Genomic DNA, 19395 nt, shown 5'->3' with positions numbered 1-19395 from the left:
ACCAGGACGTTGATAGGTCAGGTGTGTAAGCGCAGTAATGTGCTCAGCTAACTGATACTAATTGCCCGTAAGGCTTGATCCTATAACAGGTGTGTCTCGACCAGCGTTGGCGCTTCAGCGCCTACACTGGTCCGATCCCCGAAGGGGATGCGCTTGAACTCGCAGTGAGTTCGCGCCAGACACCCAGGTTGAGATCAGTGTTGTGCCCGATACAGCACAACCCCGCATCGCCTGGTGAGCATCACCAGAAACTACTTCTTCCCGATTGGCTGTGCCGCCCCAAAGGCGACCCAGCAACCCGTCAAAGCCTGATGACCATAGCGAGTCGGTCCCACCCCTTCCCATCCCGAACAGGACCGTGAAACGACTCCACGCCGATGATAGTGCGGATTGCCCGTGTGAAAGTAGGTAATCGTCAGGCTCCCCAGCAGCATCAGAAACCCCACCCCACAAAAGGTGGGGTTTCTGCGTTTACGCGGTGGTAAAACGTGGCGGTAAAACAGCGAGGCCACCTTACAGCCTCACTGCCTGCCGATCCGCAGTGCATCCGCGTAACCGGTCAGCTCCAGATAAGCCCGCCCGGGATCCACGCCATCGCGGCTCACGCGCACCGCGCCCTCCCAGTACACCGCGCCGGTAGACTGTCGCGAGTCCAGTTCCCGGACGTCCATCAGCGGATCTACGAGCACGCCAGCGCAACGTGCCGTCCGAACTTCATCGATCCGTCGTATCGTTTCCCGCCAGAAAGCCCTGCGCCAGTCGCACCCAGTACGTCGAGCCGATAGGAAGCAATTCGTCGTTGAAGTCGTAGCTGGCGTTGTGCAGCATGCACGGGCCCGCACCGTGGCCCGCATCACGATGGCCGCCGTCGCCGTTACCAAGAAACGCGTAACACCCTGGCTTCGCCAGCAACATGAAGGAAAAGTCCTCGGCACCCATCGTGGGTTCCACGGAATCGTCTACGTTCTCTGCACCGACGATTTCCTTCATAACGGCCGCCGCGAATCGCGCTTCTTCCCCGCTGTTGATCGTGGGTGGGTAGTTCCGGTGAAAGTGCACCTCGGCCGAGCAATCATAGGCCTCCGCCGTGTTTTCAACGATTTTGCGCATGCGGGCTTCGATCAAGTCGAGCGTTTCTGTCGTGAACGTGCGCACGGTGCCCGCGAGCCAGGCATCGTTAGGAACGACGTTGACCGCATCGCCGGCGTGAATCTGGGTGATTGAGAGCACGGCCGTATCAAGCGGCTTTTTGTTTCGCGTGATGATGCTCTGCAATCCGTTAGCGATCTGCACGGCGGTAAACACCGGGTCACGGCCATTGTGCGGTAGCGCTGCGTGCGAGCCGACGCCTTTGATCTCGATACGAAACTCGTTGCTGGAGGCCATAATGGGCCTTCAGTCACGCCAAATTTGCCAGCAGGCATGCCTGGCCAGTTGTGAATGCCGAACACGGCGTCGACCGGAAACTTCTCGAATAATCCATCGTCGATCATCGCTTGCGCACCCGCGCCGCCTTCTTCGGCAGGCTGGAAAATGAATACGATGGTGCCGTCGAACTCACCGTGTTTCGCAAGATGTCGCGCCGCGCCGAGCAGCATTGCTGTGTGGCCGTCGTGGCCGCACGCGTGCATTTTCCCGTCGTTTTTCGATTTGTGTTCGAAGCTGTTCAGTTCCTGGATTGGCAGCGCATCCATGTCGGCGCGCAGACCGACAGAACGGGTACTGTTTCCGCGTTTGAGGACGCCAACTACACCTGTCTTGCCCAATCCACGGTGAGTTTCTATACCCCAGGACTCAAGCGTCTTGGCGACGAGATCAGCTGTCGCAGTCTCTTCGTAACGCAGTTCAGGGTGAGCATGGATCGTTCGTCGAAGACTCTGTATTTCTCCGTGAGCAGCTTGAATTTCGGGGATCAGTTTCATAATAGAGTGCCGATGCGCTTTAGCTTTTGACTTGCAAGGAATCGCTCGGGCGAGTTGCGCCCGGACGCAGTGCTAACGATTCTACGCCGAAGCCTTTTTGGCGGCAGCATGCAGGCAAGCGCCGACGGACGTAATAAAATCCGGCGTTACGCCACACTTCCCGTCCCCTGAATGGTTACCCCATGAACGCTCCGACTGAATTCGCTCGCGCAGTTTGCCCACACGACTGCCCCGACACCTGCGCGATGCGTGTGACAGTCGAGGCTGGTCGGGCGATTAAAGTGGTCGGCGACCCAGACCATCCGCCAACCCAAGGCGCGTTGTGTACCAAAGTCAGTCGGTATGCAGAGCGAGTTCACCATCCGCATCGTCTGACAACGCCGATGAAGCGCATTGGCCGCAAAGGCGAGGGGCATTTCGAACCCATCAGCTGGAGCGAGGCGTTTGAACTGGGCGCGAAGCATCTGTCGGAGATAGCGCAGCGGGCGCCCGAGGCGATCCTGCCATACAGCTACGCCGGCACCATGGGCCTGGTGCAAGGCGACAGCATCGCTCAACGTTTCTTTCATAAGCTCGGCGCATCGCAGCTGGATCGGACGATCTGCGCAGCGGCCGGTGCCGCGGGCTTGAAATATACGTACGGCGCGGGCATCGGCATGCTCACGGAGTTTTTCGACGAAAGCGAGGTCATCCTGATCTGGGGCTCGAATCCGATTGCGTCGAACCTGCACTGGTGGACACGTGCGCAACAGGCCAAGCGCCAAGGCGCCCGGCTCATTGCAATCGACCCGTATCGCTCGCTGACCGCCGAGAAGTGCCATCAACACATTGCGCTGAAACCCGGGACCGACGGCGCACTGGCCCTCGGCATGATGAACGTGCTGATCTCCGAAGATCTGCTCGATCACGCTTACATCGCGGCGCACACACTGGGCTTCGATGAGCTGAAAGCGCGGGCGCTCGGGTATTCGCCGTCACGCGTCGCCGAGATTTGCGGCATCGATGAGGAGGTTATCGTCGACCTGGCGCGCCTTTACGGCAGCACGAAAAAGGCTGCGATTCGCCTGAACTATGGTCTGCAAAGAGTGCGCGGTGGCGGCAACGCCGTGCGCGCGATTGCGTGCCTGCCGTCGCTGACCGGCGCGTGGCGCGAGCGGGCAGGCGGCGCCTTGTTGTCGTCGTCCGGGTGGGCGCCGGTCGACACGCATGCATTGCAGCGTCCGGACCTGATGCCCGGCTGGCCGACCAGGCCCAGCCGCGTAATCAATATGAACGCAATCGGCGACGCGTTGCTGCATCCGGGCGACGCGACATTCGGCCCGAAAATCGAGGCGATCATCGTCTATAACTCGAATCCTGTTGCCGTTGCACCTGATTCTGAACGCGTCGCTGCAGGATTCGCGCGCGAGGACCTCTTCACGATCGTGCTCGAGCACTTCCAGACCGACACCGCCGACTATGCGGATTTGCTCCTGCCGGCCACCACGCAACTGGAGCACCTCGACGTGCACAAGTCGTACGGCCACACGCACGTCATGGTGAACTTGCCGGCAATTCCTCCTGTAGGCGACGCACGTCCCAATACTGAAATCTTTCGCGGCCTCGCCCGTCAGATGGGGCTGGATGAGCCGTCGCTGTTCGAAAGCGACGAAACCGTTGCGCGCAGCGCCTTGCGTTGGCAAGACAAGACGCTCGAAGGCGTCGATTGGGAATCGCTCAAACGGGTCGGTTGGGCAAAGCTGAACCTCCCCGATGCGCCCTTTGCCGAAGGCGGCTTTCGCACGCCCTCGGGCAAGTGCGAGTTCTACAGTGAACGGCTCGCGCAGCAGGGGCTCGATCCGCTTCCGGATTACGTGCCGCCGTATGAATCCGCGGAGTCGGCGCCCGAACTCGCCGCTCGCTACCCGCTTGCGATGATCTCGCCGCCCGCGCGCAACTTCCTGAACAGCACCTTCGTCAACGTTGAAAGCCTGCGGTCTACCGAAGGTGAGCCGCATCTCGACATTCACCCGGCAGACGCGGGATCGCGGGATATCGTCGACGGTGACCAGGTGCGTATCTTCAACGACCGCGGCTCAATGCAGGCGCGCGCCCGTGTCACCGACCGGGCGCGTCAAGGCCTCGTGGTCGGCCTGTCGATCTGGTGGAAGAAACTGGCGCCCGATGGCCGCAACGCAAATCAGGTCACGAGCCAGGCGCTGACCGATCTCGGTGGATCCGCGACCTTCTACGACTGTCTGGTCCAGGTCGAGCGCGTCTGACGATCTTCTTCCACACAGCCAAGCCGCGCCGCCGAAGCCTCAGAAGGTTCGAGGCAGCAGTCTAACCACGCCGTCACTCGCCATTACCGCAGGGGTGCCCATGCTACGATGCGTTTTTAGCACGACCATTCGAAAATAAAGAAGGAGACGCTGCATGGATAAAATCTGGCTGAAATCTTACCCGCCCGGCGTTCCCGCAGAGATTGACCCAACCCGCTATTCGTCCGTTGCGGAACTGCTCGAAGAGGCGTTTCGCGAGCACCGCGACAAGCCTGCATTCGTCTGCATGGGAAAAGAGATCAGCTACGGCGAGCTGGACGCGCTTTCGCGCAAGCTGGCCGCCTGGTTTCAGTCGAAGGGTCTTGCGCGCGGCGCTCGCGTCGCGATCATGATGCCGAACGTGCTCCAGTATCCGGTGGCGATCGCAGCCATCTTGCGCGCGGGTTACGTGGTCGTGAACGTTAACCCGCTCTATACGCCGCGTGAGCTCGAGCATCAGTTGAAGGATAGCGGCGCGGAAGCAATCGTCTTGCTCGAAAACTTCGCGGTAACTTTGCAGGCAGTTGTGCGCAATACCGCGGTGAAGCATATCGTGGTCGCGGCAATGGGCGATCTGATGGGCGTCAAAGGCGCGGTTGTGAACTTCGTCGTGCGTCAGGTGAAGAAAATGGTGCCGGCCTGGAGTTTGCCGGGCCACGTCAAATTCAACACTGCAATTGCGGAAGGCGAGCGGCAGACTTTCAAACCCGTTCAGCAGGGCCCGGACGACGTCGCGTTCCTGCAGTACACCGGCGGCACCACAGGCGTGGCCAAGGGCGCGACACTGCTGCACCGGAATCTGATTGCCAACGTGCTGCAATCGGAAATCTGGCTCAACCCGGTTCGCACGGATCGTACGGACATCGAGCAGTTCATCACCGTTGTGGCGCTGCCGCTTTATCACGTCTTCGCGCTGACGGTGTGTGGGCTGCTGACCATTCGAACGGGCGGTTTGGGCGTTCTGATCCCGAACCCGCGTGATATCTCTGGGATGATCAAAGCCTTGCAAGGCTATGCGATCACGACGATCCCTGCAGTCAACACGCTGTACAACGCGCTGTTGAACAACCCGGACTTCCACAAGCTCGACTTTTCCAAACTGATTGCGGCCAACGGTGGTGGGATGGCGGTTCAGGAAGCGGTCGCCAAACGGTGGTTCGAAAACACGCATACGCCGATTATCGAGGGCTATGGCTTGTCCGAGACGTCGCCGTGTGTGACTTGCAACCCGGTGACGGTCACGGAATATAGCGGCACGATCGGTCTGCCGCTGCCGTCAACCGAAGTCTCGATTCGGGACGACGAGGGCAACGAGGTCCCACTGGGCCAACCCGGCGAAATCTGCATTCGCGGCCCGCAGGTCATGGCCGGCTATTGGAACCGGCCAGACGAAACAGCCAAGGTCATGACGCCGGACGGCTTCTTCAGATCGGGCGATGTCGGCTTCATGAACGAGCAGGGCTTTGTGAAGATCGTCGACCGCAAGAAGGACATGATTCTGGTTTCGGGCTTCAACGTTTATCCGAACGAGATAGAGGACGTAGTGGCCAGGCTGCCCGGCGTATTCGAGGTGGCTGCGGTCGGCGTGCCCGACCAGCATTCAGGTGAGGCCGTTAAGCTGTTCGTCGTCAGGAAAGACGACGCGCTCACCGACGCGGATATCTTCGCCTACTGCAAGCAGCAGCTGACTGGCTACAAGCGGCCGAAGATCGTCGAATTCCGCACCGAGCTACCGAAGAGCAATGTCGGCAAGATCTTGCGCCGCGAGCTACGCGACGGGCGTGCATGAACGTAAGGCACTAATGTAGATCAGGGGCTCTCAATGAGTTCCGGTAGCAAGACCAGAAAGCCCGACAGACGGACAGTCTGCCGGGCTTTTTGTTTGTGCTGTCGCAAACGCAAAGCCGGCAAGCATCGCGGCTCGCCGGACCCATAAAAAAAGGCGCCCGAAGGCGCCTTTGAGGCAAAACTGCGTATTTACGACTTATTAGAACTTGTGGCGGATGCCGACGCGAGCTGCGAGTTGGTTCTGGTTCTGCGAGCCCGACAGGCCGTTGATGCTTGCCGTTGCCCGAGCCACACCACCGGCAGCGGTCAGCGTGTCACCCAGAGCGTGCTGGTACACACCCATCACGTAGACGTCGGTACGCTTGGACAGGAAGTAGTCCACGCCAATCGCGCCTTGGTGGTACTGAGCGCGCGATGCACCTGCGATGTCCGCGCCGCGCGTGTAGTCGTATGCCGCGCCGACCAGCAATGCCGGGGTCAACTGGTACTTGAAGTTGATTTCAGCGTTGTTGAACGTAACCGACTGACCCTTGAACGGCGATGCAAACGAAGCGCCCAGGTTCGCGAAGCGGATGTTCGAGTACGTCAGGCCGACCGTTGCCGCGCCGAACGTGTATGCACCGCCTGCACCGATAACCTGGTACGTGTTAGCCGACGTGTAGCCAGCGTAGACCGGCGAAGCAGTCGCTGCGAAGGCAGCCGCAGTCGTCGTCGTGCCGCCGTTGTTGAACAGGCCGCCCGAAGCTGCCGGCGTACGTGCGTTCAAGTAACCGACGCCCAACACCAGCGGACCGTTGTTGTAGCCAGCGCCCAACGACCAGATCTGGTTCGAAGTAACGTTGCCAGCAATGCCGCCGAAGCTGTACGTGCCGCCGAACTTCAGGCCGCCGTAATCCACGCTCGTGTACTTGACCGTGTTGTTCGTACGGTATGCGTTGTTGAAGTTGTCGATGTCGCCCGGGTGAGCAGCGATGTAGCCGCCCCACTGGTCGCCGGCTTCCAGCGGACCAACGTAGTCGACGACGGAGTCGTACTGGCGACCCAGCGTGACGGTGCCGAACTGGCTCGACAGACCGACGTATGCTTGACGACCGAACATCAGGCCGCCTTGACCCAGCTTGCCGTTGTTCACGTCAAAGCCGTTTTCCAACACGAACAGCGCCTTCAGACCGCCGCCCAGATCTTCCGTGCCGCGCAGGCCGAAACGCGAGCCTTGCATAACACCGCTGGACAGGTTGTACAGGTGCTTGCCACCAGCGTTGGTGTTGATGTTGAAGCCTTCGTCAATGATACCGTACAGGGTCACGCTGCTCTGAGCATGTGCGACGCCTGCGAATGCGCCCAGTGCTGCGAGAGCGAGAAGCGACTTTTTCATCGAATGATCTCCAAGGATTACGAATCTTTTGTACAAGGCGAATATTTATGTAGCGTTGAGGCCTTGCTTGTCCAACTTCGCGAGAAGTTGCACGTAATGTAACAAAACGGCTACATGGCACAAAGAAAAAGGAGGGCGTCTGGAAGGCTGCTGTTTCGTTTACGCAACATGATCTAAAATCGAAATTTTGATGTCTCCGAAGGCCAAATCCGGCCTCGCCGGAGACTGCGTTTTCCTCCGCAAAGGCTTGCTGCATGGGCAGCGCAGAGTGGGGAGCCGGTTGTGAAATCAGGGAGTGCCGAATGTTTCTGGACGAGTTGATTACTGAATTTGATCGGGGTTTACGCTCAATGACTGGCGTCTCGCGCATGAGTCGTCCGTTGCCGGTTCCGCAAGAATCGGCTGCACACGCTGAGGTGCCCGAACTGTCGCCGGCCGAGCGCGCCCACTCCGCAGGTCTCATGCGCGTGAATCACGTAGGCGAAGTCTGCGCACAGGCGCTCTACCAGGCGCAGAAGCTCGCGACAAGGTCGCCATCGCTGCGGACCGTGTTCGATCGAGCCGCCGTCGAAGAAGAAGATCACCTCGCATGGACGGCCAGGCGTCTCGAGGCATTGGACTCGCGCCCGAGTCTGCTGAATCCGGTCTGGTATGCAGGCGCCCTTGCTATCGGCCTTGCAGCTGGACGTCTGGGCGACCGGGTCAGTCTCGGCTTCATGGCGGAGACGGAGCGTCAGGTCGAACAACATCTGGATAGCCACATGGACCGTTTGCCTGCCGCCGACCGTGAGTCGCGCGCCATTGTCGACCAGATGCGGGCCGATGAGGCCGAGCACGGCAAGGCCGCTATGGACGCTGGCGGCGTCGAGTTGCCATTCCCGGCGCGCGCGTTGATGCGGGCAATGTCCAAAGTGATGACCCGTACCGCCTACTACATATAAGAGACAGCAGACGCCGGTTTTCTCCCCGCAACCGCCTTAAATTACCGTAAGTGGGACGACGTCCAAGGCGTCGTCCGTGCTCGATCCCCGAATCCCCGCCTCACACCTTCCAGCCGCCTGCCGCGATCGCTTACAGTCCGCGCCTTTCCCTCGTACTTTTCACGTATCACCTTCAGAAGCCGCAGTAGCTCTTTCATTTATAACGATTTTCCGTTTTATGTCTGACATGAACGAGTCGCGCTAAGTCCTTGTTCTAACAAACAAATTTCGCTGAAAAACCGTCTGTCTCCCTTGACCCCCGTTTAGCGTTCCTCTAAAGTGGGAGACAGTGTGAGAAAGTGTATTTTTGTGTGATCTGACACGCGGTTTCGGGTAGATTTTTACGAATCGGGCAGCCGGCGCAAAAGCGCCGGTCAAGAGGGAGAGCTAAGTGTTCCAAGGGGCGTCGGCGCTGACTCTCGATGCGAAAGGACGGATGTCAATTCCGTCCCGCTATCGGGATGCGCTGCAAACACAGGCAGAGGGCCGGGTGACGATCACCAAGCACCCGGACGGCTGCCTGTTGCTCTTTCCGCGCCCGGAATGGGAAATCTTCCGCGACAAAGTCGACAAGCTGCCCATGAACGCCGCCTGGTGGAAGCGCATTTTTCTCGGCAACGCAATGGACGTGGACATGGACGGCGCGGGCCGCGTGCTCGTGTCGCCGGAATTGCGCGCGGCCGGCACGCTGGAAAAAGAAGTGACGCTGCTCGGCATGGGCCGCCACTTCGAGTTGTGGGACGCACAGATTTACGCCGCGAAGGAACAGGCGGCGATCGCCGAGGGCATGCCCGAAGCGTTAAAGAATTTCACGTTCTGATCGCGGCATACATATATGGCATCTGCGATGAGAAACGAATTGCAGCATCGCACGGTGCTGCTGGAAGAAGCGGTCAACGCGCTGGTCACCCGCGCGGACGGCGTTTATGTGGACGGCACGTTCGGGCGGGGCGGTCACAGCCGGCTGGTGCTGGAAAAGCTGAGCGAGTCGGGGCGTCTGATCGCTTTCGACAAAGACCCGCTCGCGATCGCCACGGCGCAGCAAATCGCCGATCCGCGCTTTGGCATCGTGCATGAGAGTTTTGCTTCACTGCGCACCGCGATTGCGGAGCGCGGGATTGAACGGGTGTCGGGCGTTTTGCTGGATCTGGGCGTGTCGTCGCCGCAAGTCGACGACCCGGAGCGGGGTTTCAGTTTCCGCGCCGACGGCCCGCTCGACATGCGGATGGACCCGACGCGCGGCGAATCTGCCGCTGAATGGCTGGCGCGGGCCACGGTGCAGGAACTGACGGAGGTGATACGAGATTATGGGGAAGAACGGTTTGCTTTTCAGATTGCAAAGGCGCTTGTTGCTCGCCGGGCAGAGTCCGACCGTCTTGGGCCTCTCGTCAGCACGGGCGAGCTTGCCCAAATCGTGGCTAACGTCGTCAAAACCCGTGAGAAGGGCAAGGATCCGGCAACCCGCACCTTTCAGGCTATACGGATTCACATCAATCAAGAGCTTGCGGAGCTGCAAGTCGTTTTAGAAGCAGCGTTAGCGCTGCTGGAGCAAGGGGGGCGGCTGGTGGTCATCAGCTTTCATTCGCTCGAGGACCGGATCGTCAAGCGATTCATGCAGGCGCACGCAAGTACGCCTACGGTGGATCGTCGCCTGCCGATTCGCGCCGTCGACCTGCCGAGTCCCCCGCTCAAAATCATCGGCCGTGTGTTTGCAAGCGACGCTGAAGTCGCCGCCAACCCGCGCGCCCGTTCTGCCGTGATGCGCGTGGCGGAGCGAATCGCACCATGAATCGTCTCAACATTTTCCTGCTGATGATCGTGATGGGCTGTGCCTTGTCTGTCGTCAACGCAACCAATCAGCAGCGCCAGATCTTCATCCAGTTGCAGCGCGCGCAATCTCAGGAGCGTCAGCTGCAACAGGACTATTCGCAACTTCAATATCAGCAGAGCGCGCTGTCGAAAACGTCGCGCATCGAGCAGATCGCCACCGCGTCGCTAAAAATGCAATCGGTCACGACCGGCCGCACGCAATATCTGACGCTCGATCCGGGCTCGGCGAAGGCTGAAGACGCGCCGATTCCGACGTCCGGTCCGGCGTCCGCGCCTGCAACGAGCCGCAGCGGAGGCGTGCGATGAAAAAATCGTCGACTCGCAAGAGCGTCGCCTTCTCGGCGAACCCAATCCTGTCGGTGCGCCTGCCTATGTGGCGCTCCAAGCTCGTCGTGTTCCTGCTTTTCATGGCGTTCGTCGCGCTGACCGCGCGCGCCTTCTGGATTCAGGGCCCCGGCAACGCGTTCTATCTGAAGCAGGGCGAAATCCGTTATCAGCGCCGGCTGGAACTGCCCGCCACGCGCGGCAAAATTCTCGACCGCAACGGTCTCGTGCTGGCTACGAGCCTGCCGGTGCGCGCGATCTGGGCAATTCCGGAATCGGTGCCGGACGATCTCGGCGCGGAAAAGCTGGGCGCGCTCGGCAAGCTGCTCGGCATGACCGATAAGGAATTGCGCAGGAAGCTCTCGGAAGACAAGAACTTCGTGTACGTCAAACGTCAGGTGCCGGTCGACATCGCCGAAAAGGTGAAGGCGCTGGACATCCCCGGCATTTACGCGCGCGACGAGTACAAGCGTTTCTATCCGGAAGGCGAGATCACCGCTCACCTGATCGGCTTCACCAACGTCGAAGACGAAGGCCAGGAAGGCGTCGAGCTCGGCGACCAGAAGCTGCTGGCGGGCATGTCGGGCAGCCGCCGCGTGATCAAGGACCGCATGGGCCACATCATCGAGGACGTGGACGAGCAGGTCGTGCCGCACAACGGCCAGGACGTGGATCTGTCGATCGACAGCAAGATCCAGTACATCGCGTACACGAACCTGAAAGCGGCCGTCGAAAAATTCAAGGCGAAGGCCGGCGCGGCAATGGTGATCGACGTGCGGACCGGCGAAGTGCTGGCGCTCGTCAATTACCCGACCTACAACCCGAACGACCGGTCGCACATGACCGGCGACCAGTTGCGCAATCGCATCCTGACCGATACGTTCGAGCCGGGCTCGATCATGAAACCGTTCACGGTGTCGCTCGCGCTCGATCTGCACCGCGTCTCGCCGACTACACTGGTTGATACAGGCGGCGGCCGCTTCGTGCTTGACGGTGCGCCGATTACCGACGACAGCGCGTTCGGTGTCCTGACCGTCGGCGGCGTGATCCAGAAGTCGAGCAACATCGGCGCGACGAAGATTGCGATGCAGCTCAAGCCCGAAGAGATGTGGAATATGTACACGAGCATCGGTCTCGGTCAGGCGCCGAAGGTCGGTTTCCCCGGCGCGGCGGCGGGACGTCTGCGTCCGTGGAAAAGCTGGCGCCGTATCGAGCAGGCGACCATGTCGTACGGCTATGGCCTGTCGGTGTCGCTGTTCCAGTTGGGGCGCGCATATTCGGCCATCGCACACGACGGTCAGATCATGCCGGTGTCGATTTTCCGCACGCCTGGCGACCAGCCGGCAACGGGTCCGCAGATCTTCTCGCCGACCACCGCCCGCGAAGTGCGCGCGATGCTCGAAACGGTCGTCTCGCCGGGCGGCACGTCGCCGGATGCGGCGGTGCCGGGTTATCGCGTCGGCGGCAAGAGCGGTACGGCGTATAAGCACGGTCCGCATGGTTACGACCACTCGAAATATCGCGCGTCGTTCGTCGGCATGGCACCCATGCCGAACCCGCGTATCGTCGTCGCCGTATCGGTCGACGAGCCGACCGCGGGTAGCCACTTTGGTGGCCAGGTGTCCGGCCCCGTGTTCTCGGGCATCGTCGGCGATACGTTGCGTTCGCTGAACGTGCCGCCGCAAATGCCGGTCAAGCAGATGGTGGTATCGGACGATTCCGCGTCTGCCGCACCGTCTGCAACGCCCGCGCCGTCCGCTGCGAAAAAGATCTCGACCAGCGCCGGCGCAAAGAAGATGACGATTTCCGCGAACGCGAAGAGCCATCCGGGAGTCGTTCGATGAGCGCGCTGCGCAACAATCATCCGGCGCATCGGGAGATCGCCGAAGCGCTGAACTGGCTGCGCGCACGGGTGCAGCCGGGCGCGCATCTGCACGCCGACACGCGCTCGCTCGCCGCCGGCGACGCATTCTTCGCCTACGCAGTGGATGGCGCGGACAACCGTCCGTTCATCGACAGTGCAATTGAACGCGGTGCTGCCGCCGTGCTCGTTCAGGCCGAAGGATTTAGCGGCGCGATCGATGCATCTACGACGCTTGCGGTGCCGGCGTTGAACGACCTCGCCGGTTCAATCGCGAGTGCCTGGTACAACGATCCGAGCGACAGCATGCTGACGGTCGGCGTGACGGGCACGAACGGCAAGACTTCGTGCAGTCAGTGGATTTCGGCGGCGCTCACCGCGCTCGGCACGCGTTGCGCGATCATCGGCACGCTTGGCACTGGTCTGCCGGGACAATTGGTGCACACCGGCTTCACGACACCGGACGCGCCGCAATTGCAGCGCAGTCTTGCGCAGCTGCGCGACGCCGGCGCGCGCGCAGTCGCAATGGAAGTGTCGTCGCATGCGCTGCACCAGGGGCGCGTGAACGGCACGGCGTTCGACATCGCCGTGTTCACGAATCTCACGCAAGACCACCTCGACTATCACCGCACTTTCGAAGCGTATGAAGCGGCGAAGGCGCGTCTTTTCGCGTGGCCTGAACTGCGTGCGGCGGTGATCAATCACGACGACGCGACCGGCCGCCGTCTGCTTGCCAGCACTCGAGGTCACGCGCGCACCATCGCTTACGGCCTCGACTCCGCGCAGAACGACGCTTCGCAAAGTGCAGGGCAAAGCACGCCGCAAGCGGACGCGTGGTTGCTCGCGTCGAACGTGCGCGCCACCGCAACCGGCACCGCGTTCCATCTGAACACGTCCGACTGGGGCAAGGCCGACGTCGAAGTACAAACGCTCGGCGCGTTCAACGTGAGCAATCTGCTCGGCGTGCTCGGCGCATTGCTTGCCGCCGACGTGCCGTTCGACGCCGCGCTTGCCCAACTGGCGAAGCTCGAATCGGTGAACGGGCGCATGGAACGCCTCGGCGGCCGCTTGCAGAACGACGAGCCGCTCGTCGTGATCGACTACGCGCACACGCCAGACGCGCTTGAAAAAACGTTGGAAGCGCTGCGTCCGATGGCAACCGCGCGCGGCGGCGAACTGATTTGCATGTTCGGCTGCGGCGGCGACCGCGACGCGACCAAGCGACCGCTGATGGGCGCAATCGCCGAGAAGATCGCGGACGGCGTCGTGGTCACGAGCGACAACCCGCGCAGCGAAGATCCGCAATCGATCATCGAGCAGATCGCAGCGGGAATGAAAGACGCGTCGAAAGCGCGCCGCATCGAAGACCGCGCGAGCGCGATCCTTCAGGCGATCCGCAGCGCCGCGCGGGAAGACGTCATCGTGCTGGCTGGAAAAGGGCACGAAGCCACACAGGAAATCATGGGCAAGAAGCGCGCTTTCTCCGATCAGGACCACGCCCGTCTCGCGCTCGCCGCGCGGGCGACGCAGGCACGCGGAGGTGGCGAATGAGCGGGCAAGGAAATGCAATGTTCTCGCTGCGTGAAGCCGCGGCGCTGATTCCCGGCGCGACCGTGATCGGCGACGACAACGTCACCTTCGAGCGCGTGTCGACCGATAGCCGCAGCGCGGGTCCGGGCGATCTCTTCGTCGCGATCAAGGGCGAGCGTTTCGACGCACATGACTTTCTCGGCGACGTTGCAGCGCGCAACGTGACGGCGGCGCTCGTTTCGCGCACGCCGCAAGACTGGAGCGTGCCGGCGCTGCGCGTGACCGATACGCGTGTTGGATTGGGCGCGCTGGCTCGCGGCTGGCGTCGCAAGTTCGGCATGCCGCTCGTCGCCGTGACGGGCAGCAATGGCAAGACCACGGTCAAAGAAATGATCGCGTCGATCTTCGCCGCCGCCGTCGGCGCGGATGCGCGGCTCGCGACCGCCGGCAACTTCAACAACGATATTGGCCTGCCGCTCACGCTGTTCCGTCTGAATGCGGCGCATCGGCTGGCCGTGGTCGAACTCGGCATGAATCATCCCGGCGAAACGTCGTTGCTCGCGAAGATCGCCGAGCCGACGGTTGCGGTCGTGAACAACGCGCAGCGCGAGCATCAGGAATTCATGGCGACCGTCGAGGCGGTTGCGCTCGAGCATGCGAGCGTGATTCATGCGCTGAATCCGGACGGCGTCGCCGTGTTCCCGGCGGACGACGCTTTCGCCAGCATCTGGCGCGTGGCCGCCACAGGCAACCGGATCGTCGACTTCGCGCTGAACAGCGACGAACGCACGACCGAAGCCGCCGTCACCGGCAGGTTCGACGGCAAGCTGCTCAGCGTCGACACACCGCAAGGCCATGTCGAAATCACGCTGCAAGTGCTCGGCAATCACAACGCGCACAACGCATTGGCCGCGACATCGGCCGCCCTCGCCGCGGGCGTTTCGCTCGATGCGATCAAGCGCGGCCTCGAATCGTTCGGCGCGGTGAAAGGCCGCTTGCAGGTCAAGCATGCCGCGCTCGGCACGCTAGCCGGCGCAACGGTGATCGACGACACGTACAACGCGAATCCCGACTCGATGCGCGCTGCGATCGACGTCCTCGCGTCGCACGCTTCGCCGCGCGTGCTCGTGATGGGCGACATGGGCGAAGTCGGCGACAACGGTCCCGAGTTCCACCGCGAAATCGGCGCATACGCGAAGGAACGCGGTATCGACGCGCTGTACGCCACGGGCGACGCCTCGCGCGACGCCTGCACCGCGTATGGCGCCGGCGCGCATCACGTGGCCGACATCGGCACGCTGGTCGCGCAATTGCAGCAGGCCGGCTTCGGCGCCGCTGCAACGCTTCTCGTGAAAGGCTCGCGCTTCATGCAGATGGAGCGCGTGGTGGACGCCGTTACGAGTCCACAACCCAACGCAGCGGGCGGTACGCCCGCCGCACACTGAAATAGAAGGACCGAAGCATGCTACTGGCGCTGGCGCAATGGCTGCAGAATGACGCAAGCTTCTTGCGCGTGTTCAGTTATCTCACTTTCCGCGCGGTGATGGCGACCATCACCGCGCTGCTGATCGGGCTCGTCTGCGGCCCGGCGGTGATTCGCAAGCTGACCGCCATGAAGGTCGGTCAGGCTGTTCGTAAAGACGGTCCGCAAACGCACCTCGTGAAATCCGGCACGCCGACCATGGGCGGTGTGCTGATTCTGCTCGGCATTGCCGTGGCCACGCTGTTGTGGGCGGACCTGACCAATCGCTTCATCTGGATCGTGATTCTGGTTACGTTCGGCTTCGGCGTGATCGGTTGGGTCGACGATTACCGCAAGGTCGTCTACAAGGACCCGCGCGGCATGTCGTCGCGCGAGAAGTATTTCTGGCAGTCGGTGATCGGTCTGTTCGCCGCGGTGTACCTCGCGTTCAGCGTGTCGGAGGCGAGCAACGTGCGCGTGTTCGACCTGTTCATGGCGTGGGTGCGCAGCGGCTTGTCGATGGGCTTGCCCGCGCGTGCCGACCTGATGTTGCCGTTCGTTAAATCGATCAGCTATCCGCTCGGCGTGTGGGGCTTCATCGTGCTGACGTATCTGGTCATCGTCGGCGCGAGCAATGCGGTCAATCTCACTGACGGTCTCGACGGGCTCGTGATCATGCCGGTCGTACTGGTCGGCGCATCGCTCGGCGTATTCGCTTACGTGATGGGCAGCTCGGTCTACTCGAAATACCTGTTGTTTCCGCATATCGCCGGCGCGGGCGAATTGCTGATTTTCTGCTCGGCAATGGGCGGCGCGGGGCTCGCGTTTCTCTGGTTCAACACGCATCCGGCGCAAATGTTCATGGGCGATGTCGGCGCGCTCGCGCTCGGCGGCGCGCTCGGCACGGTCGCGGTGATCGTGCGCCAGGAAATCGTGCTTTTCATCATGGGCGGCATTTTCGTCGCGGAAACGCTTTCCGTGATGTTGCAGGTGGCGTGGTTCAAATTCACCAAGCGGCGTTTCGGCGAAGGCCGGCGTCTCTTCAAGATGGCGCCGCTGCATCACCACTTCGAATTGTCGGGTTGGAAGGAGACGCAAGTTGTCGTGCGCTTCTGGATCATCACGTTGATGTTGTGTCTGTTCGGATTGTCCACGCTCAAGTTGCGTTAAGCAGGTATTAGGGGAAGCAGGCGATGTTCGGCGAGAAGTTTCGGGATCGGCAAAAGCCGATGGTGCTCGTGCTGGGACTGGGTGAATCCGGTCTCGCGATGGCGCGCTGGTGCGCGCGGCACGGCTGTCGGCTGCGTGTGGCCGATACGCGCGAAGTACCGCCGAATCTGTCCGCACTGGAAGCGCACGGCGTCGACGCTCCTTTTGTCGGCGGCCCGTTTTCGCCTGTGTTGCTCGAAGGCGTGGAACTCGTTGCGATCAGCCCGGGTTTGTCGCCGCTCGCCGCCGACCTGCTGCCGCTGATCACCGCGGCCCGCGAGCAGGGCATCCCCGTGTGGGGCGAGCTCGAACTGTTCTCCCAGGCGCTGAAAACGCTCGGCGAGAGCGGCTACGCGCCGAAAGTCATCGCGATCACCGGCACCAACGGCAAGACCACGACTACCAGCCTGACGGGCCTGCTGTGCGAACGTGCGGGCAAGAAGGTCGCGGTGGCGGGCAACATCAGCCCCGCGCTGCTCGACAAACTGAGCGAAGCGATCGACAACACCGCGCTGCCCGACGTGTGGGTGCTCGAACTGTCGAGCTTCCAGCTTGAAACAGCGCATACGTTCGAGCCCGACGCCGCGGCAATTCTCAACATCACGCAGGATCACCTCGACTGGCATGGCGGCCTCGACGCGTACGCCGCCGCGAAAGGCCGGATCTTCGGTACACAAACGGTGCGCGTGCTTAATCGCGACGACGCGCGCGTAATGGCGCTCGCGCCTTCCGACGCTAGCGACATCGAAGTCGTGACCTTCGGCGTAACCGAACCGAAGAGCGACGGCGACTACGGTCTGTTGCGCGACAACGGCATGATCTGGCTCGTCGAAGCACACGATCTCGACGCGAGCGACGAACCCGCGCCGAAGCGTCGTCGCAAGAACGAAGCGGTTACGCCGCCGAACATTGCGCTGAAGCGCCTGATGCCGGCGGACGCCTTGCGCATTCGCGGCCTGCATAACGCGGCCAACGCGCTTGCCGCCTATGCGCTCGCGCGCGCCATCGGCCTGCCGGGCGCGCGTCTTTTGCATGGCTTGCGCGAGTATCACGGCGAGCCGCATCGCGTGGAACTGATTGCATCGATCGACGGCATTGATTATGTCGACGACAGCAAGGGCACTAACGTGGGCGCGACGGTTGCCGCACTCGACGGTCTCGCGCAGCGCGTCGTGCTGATTGCAGGCGGCGACGGCAAGGGCCAGGACTTCGAGCCGCTTGCCGCGCCGGTCATGCGCTGGTGCCGCGCAGTAATGCTGATTGGCCGTGACGCGCCGCAGATTCGCGCGGCGCTCGAAGAGACCGGCATCGCGATGACTGACCACGCCACGCTCGAAGAAGCGACGCGTGCGGCAACGGCGCTCGCGCAACCGGGCGACGCCATCCTGTTGTCGCCGGCTTGCGCGAGCTTCGACATGTTCAAGGGTTATGCGCATCGTGCGGCGGTGTTCCGCAGCACGGTAGAAGAAATCGCGGCCGAACGGGGGACGATGATATGAGCTGGTCCGAACGATTCGGTTCACGCGCCACCGCCAACGGCGAGCCGGCAAGCGCCACGCGCGCTGCCGGCCGCACGGGCGGCAGCGGTCTCGCGAGCGCCGTCAACGGTGTGCGGCCGTTGCGCTCGCGCATGCTCGACTACGATCATTCGCTGCTGTGGGTGGTCGTCGCGCTACTCGGCCTTGGCGTGGTGATGGTGTACTCCGCGTCGATCGCGATGCCCGACTCGCCGAAGTACGCGTCGTACCGCGACTACGCGTTCCTCGTGCGCCAGATCATTTTCGTGGTCATGGGCGCGGTGGTCGGCGTCGTGGCGTTCCGCGTTCCGATTTCGACGTGGGACAAATACGCGCCCAAGCTATTCCTGATTTCGCTCGTCGCTCTGGTGATCGTGCTGATTCCGCACGTCGGCAAGGGCGTGAACGGCGCGCGCCGCTGGATTCCGCTCGGCATCACGAACATGCAGCCGTCCGAAATCATGAAGCTCGCGGTGACGATCTACGCGGCGAACTACACGGTACGCAAGCAGGAATATATGCACAGCTTCGCCAAAGGCTTTCTGCCGATGGCGATGGCGGTGGGTTTCGTCGGCGCATTGCTGCTGCTCGAGCCGGACATGGGCGCGTTCATGGTGATCGCGGCGATCGCGATGGGCCTGCTGTTTCTCGGCGGCGTGAACGGCAAGCTGTTCGGTGGGCTTGTCGCGACCGCGGTCGGCACGTTCAGTTTGCTGGTCTGGGCATCGCCGTGGCGGCGCGAGCGGATCTTTGCTTACCTGGACCCGTGGGACGACCGCTACGCGCAGGGCAAAGCCTATCAATTGACGCACTCGCTGATCGCGTTCGGCCGCGGCGAGTGGTTCGGCGTGGGTCTCGGAGGCAGCGTCGAGAAGCTTAACTATCTGCCAGAAGCGCATACCGACTTCATTCTCGCGGTGATCGGCGAGGAACTCGGCTTTGTCGGCGTGCTCGTCGTGATCCTGATGTTTTACTGGATCGTGCGCCGCGCGTTCGAGATCGGCCGTCAGGCGCTCGCGCTCGACCGCACGTTCGCGGGCCTGGTCGCGAAGGGCGTCGGCATCTGGTTCGGCGCGCAGACGTTTATCAACATGGGCGTGAACCTCGGCTTGCTGCCGACTAAAGGTCTGACGTTGCCGCTCGTCAGCTATGGCGGCTCCGGCATCTTGCTGAACTGCGTCGCCGTCGCGGTGTTGATGCGCGTCGACTATGAAAATCGTGTGTTGATGCGTGGGGGGAAGGTATGACCCTCACGCAGCAACGCACGATTTCGGCGAAGGCTAACTTCGTGCGCAAG

Annotated in this window: 13 protein-coding genes, 2 rRNA genes and 2 pseudogenes; 14 read left to right on the top strand and 3 right to left on the bottom strand. The window is 61.9% G+C overall.

Annotated features, from left to right (window positions below; all coding sequences use genetic code 11):
• Nucleotides 1-82: ribosomal RNA gene (locus tag J2W46_RS09565) — 23S ribosomal RNA — on the top strand; the annotation flags it as partial.
• Nucleotides 83-307: 225 nt separating this feature from the next.
• Nucleotides 308-421: ribosomal RNA gene (rrf, locus tag J2W46_RS09560) — 5S ribosomal RNA — on the top strand.
• 100 nt (nucleotides 422-521) lie between these two features.
• Here the strand turns inward: rrf and J2W46_RS09555 are convergent.
• Together J2W46_RS09555 and J2W46_RS09550 are read right to left on the bottom strand one after the other, a co-directional pair.
• Nucleotides 522-683: pseudogene (locus J2W46_RS09555) on the bottom strand (lipocalin family protein); the annotation flags it as partial.
• Nucleotides 684-714: 31 nt separating this feature from the next.
• Nucleotides 715-1922: pseudogene (locus J2W46_RS09550) on the bottom strand (M20 aminoacylase family protein).
• A gap of 182 nt (nucleotides 1923-2104) precedes the next feature.
• On the opposite strand from J2W46_RS09550, the gene J2W46_RS09545 reads away from it, so the two are divergent.
• On the top strand, nucleotides 2105-4183 hold the full coding sequence (locus tag J2W46_RS09545) for a molybdopterin-containing oxidoreductase family protein (protein WP_310353054.1): 2079 nt from the start codon (nucleotides 2105-2107) through the stop codon (nucleotides 4181-4183).
• Nucleotides 4184-4337: 154 nt separating this feature from the next.
• Nucleotides 4338-6011: a long-chain fatty acid--CoA ligase gene (locus J2W46_RS09540; RefSeq protein ID WP_310353052.1), complete on the top strand. Its 1674-nt coding sequence runs from the start codon at nucleotides 4338-4340 to the stop codon at nucleotides 6009-6011.
• Nucleotides 6012-6209: 198 nt separating this feature from the next.
• Here the strand turns inward: J2W46_RS09540 and J2W46_RS09535 are convergent, their stop codons facing one another.
• Entirely contained in the window at nucleotides 6210-7385 is a 1176-nt protein-coding gene (locus J2W46_RS09535; RefSeq protein WP_087751755.1) for a porin, read from the bottom strand.
• Nucleotides 7386-7687: 302 nt separating this feature from the next.
• Between J2W46_RS09535 and coq7 the strand changes: the two genes are divergently transcribed.
• The 10 genes from coq7 to ftsW all read left to right on the top strand — a co-directional run bounded on the left by coq7 (nucleotide 7688) and on the right by ftsW (nucleotide 19345).
• A complete protein-coding gene (gene coq7 / locus J2W46_RS09530) occupies nucleotides 7688-8326 on the top strand; it encodes a 2-polyprenyl-3-methyl-6-methoxy-1,4-benzoquinone monooxygenase (RefSeq protein WP_310353049.1) in 639 nt (212 codons plus the stop codon).
• 430 nt (nucleotides 8327-8756) lie between these two features.
• On the top strand, nucleotides 8757-9185 hold the full coding sequence (gene mraZ / locus J2W46_RS09525) for a division/cell wall cluster transcriptional repressor MraZ (RefSeq protein ID WP_027802334.1): 429 nt from the start codon (nucleotides 8757-8759) through the stop codon (nucleotides 9183-9185).
• A 15-nt stretch (nucleotides 9186-9200) separates the two neighbouring features.
• A complete protein-coding gene (gene rsmH / locus J2W46_RS09520; RefSeq protein ID WP_084166954.1) occupies nucleotides 9201-10154 on the top strand; it encodes a 16S rRNA (cytosine(1402)-N(4))-methyltransferase RsmH in 954 nt (317 codons plus the stop codon).
• The gene (gene ftsL, locus J2W46_RS09515) at nucleotides 10151-10501 is read left to right on the top strand and encodes a cell division protein FtsL (RefSeq protein WP_020071213.1); all 351 of its coding nucleotides are present in this window, start codon (nucleotides 10151-10153) and stop codon (nucleotides 10499-10501) included. Before rsmH ends, ftsL begins: the two co-directional genes overlap by 4 nt.
• Nucleotides 10498-12363 (top strand): peptidoglycan D,D-transpeptidase FtsI family protein, encoded by a 1866-nt coding sequence (locus tag J2W46_RS09510; protein WP_087751758.1) that lies wholly within the window; start codon nucleotides 10498-10500, stop codon nucleotides 12361-12363. The genes ftsL and J2W46_RS09510 overlap by 4 nt, the downstream gene beginning before the upstream one ends.
• Nucleotides 12360-13931, top strand: a complete 1572-nt coding sequence (locus J2W46_RS09505) for a UDP-N-acetylmuramoyl-L-alanyl-D-glutamate--2,6-diaminopimelate ligase (RefSeq protein ID WP_310353045.1) — start codon at nucleotides 12360-12362, stop codon at nucleotides 13929-13931. The genes J2W46_RS09510 and J2W46_RS09505 overlap by 4 nt, the downstream gene beginning before the upstream one ends.
• On the top strand, nucleotides 13928-15355 hold the full coding sequence (locus J2W46_RS09500; protein WP_310353043.1) for a UDP-N-acetylmuramoyl-tripeptide--D-alanyl-D-alanine ligase: 1428 nt from the start codon (nucleotides 13928-13930) through the stop codon (nucleotides 15353-15355). The genes J2W46_RS09505 and J2W46_RS09500 overlap by 4 nt, the downstream gene beginning before the upstream one ends.
• Nucleotides 15356-15372: 17 nt before the next feature.
• Nucleotides 15373-16542 (top strand): phospho-N-acetylmuramoyl-pentapeptide-transferase, encoded by a 1170-nt coding sequence (gene mraY / locus J2W46_RS09495; RefSeq protein ID WP_020071217.1) that lies wholly within the window; start codon nucleotides 15373-15375, stop codon nucleotides 16540-16542.
• 23 nt (nucleotides 16543-16565) lie between these two features.
• A complete protein-coding gene (gene murD, locus J2W46_RS09490) occupies nucleotides 16566-18080 on the top strand; it encodes a UDP-N-acetylmuramoyl-L-alanine--D-glutamate ligase (protein ID WP_310353039.1) in 1515 nt (504 codons plus the stop codon).
• Nucleotides 18077-19345, top strand: coding sequence for a putative lipid II flippase FtsW (gene ftsW / locus J2W46_RS09485; protein WP_310067264.1), 1269 nt, complete (start codon nucleotides 18077-18079; stop codon nucleotides 19343-19345). The genes murD and ftsW overlap by 4 nt, the downstream gene beginning before the upstream one ends.
• Nucleotides 19346-19395 lie beyond the last annotated feature (50 nt).

Source organism: Paraburkholderia strydomiana, assembly GCF_031456815.1.
Taxonomy (GTDB): Bacteria; Pseudomonadota; Gammaproteobacteria; order Burkholderiales; family Burkholderiaceae; genus Paraburkholderia; species Paraburkholderia caledonica.
The sequence above is the reverse complement of the archived record's forward strand: the minus strand, read 5'-3'. Positions and strand labels throughout refer to the sequence as shown.

Excerpts from the sequence above, each read along its gene's own strand:
- J2W46_RS09545 (WP_310353054.1), top strand. The coding sequence starts at position 2,105 with ATGAACGCTCCGACTGAATTCGCTCGCGCAGTTTGCCCACACGACTGC.
- J2W46_RS09540 (WP_310353052.1), top strand. The coding sequence starts at position 4,338 with ATGGATAAAATCTGGCTGAAATCTTACCCGCCCGGCGTTCCCGCAGAG.
- J2W46_RS09535 (WP_087751755.1), bottom strand. The coding sequence starts at position 7,385 with ATGAAAAAGTCGCTTCTCGCTCTCGCAGCACTGGGCGCATTCGCAGGC.
- coq7 (WP_310353049.1), top strand. The coding sequence starts at position 7,688 with ATGTTTCTGGACGAGTTGATTACTGAATTTGATCGGGGTTTACGCTCA.
- rsmH (WP_084166954.1), top strand. The coding sequence starts at position 9,201 with ATGGCATCTGCGATGAGAAACGAATTGCAGCATCGCACGGTGCTGCTG.
- ftsL (WP_020071213.1), top strand. The coding sequence starts at position 10,151 with ATGAATCGTCTCAACATTTTCCTGCTGATGATCGTGATGGGCTGTGCC.
- J2W46_RS09510 (WP_087751758.1), top strand. The coding sequence starts at position 10,498 with ATGAAAAAATCGTCGACTCGCAAGAGCGTCGCCTTCTCGGCGAACCCA.
- J2W46_RS09505 (WP_310353045.1), top strand. The coding sequence starts at position 12,360 with ATGAGCGCGCTGCGCAACAATCATCCGGCGCATCGGGAGATCGCCGAA.
- J2W46_RS09500 (WP_310353043.1), top strand. The coding sequence starts at position 13,928 with ATGAGCGGGCAAGGAAATGCAATGTTCTCGCTGCGTGAAGCCGCGGCG.
- mraY (WP_020071217.1), top strand. The coding sequence starts at position 15,373 with ATGCTACTGGCGCTGGCGCAATGGCTGCAGAATGACGCAAGCTTCTTG.
- murD (WP_310353039.1), top strand. The coding sequence starts at position 16,566 with ATGTTCGGCGAGAAGTTTCGGGATCGGCAAAAGCCGATGGTGCTCGTG.
- ftsW (WP_310067264.1), top strand. The coding sequence starts at position 18,077 with ATGAGCTGGTCCGAACGATTCGGTTCACGCGCCACCGCCAACGGCGAG.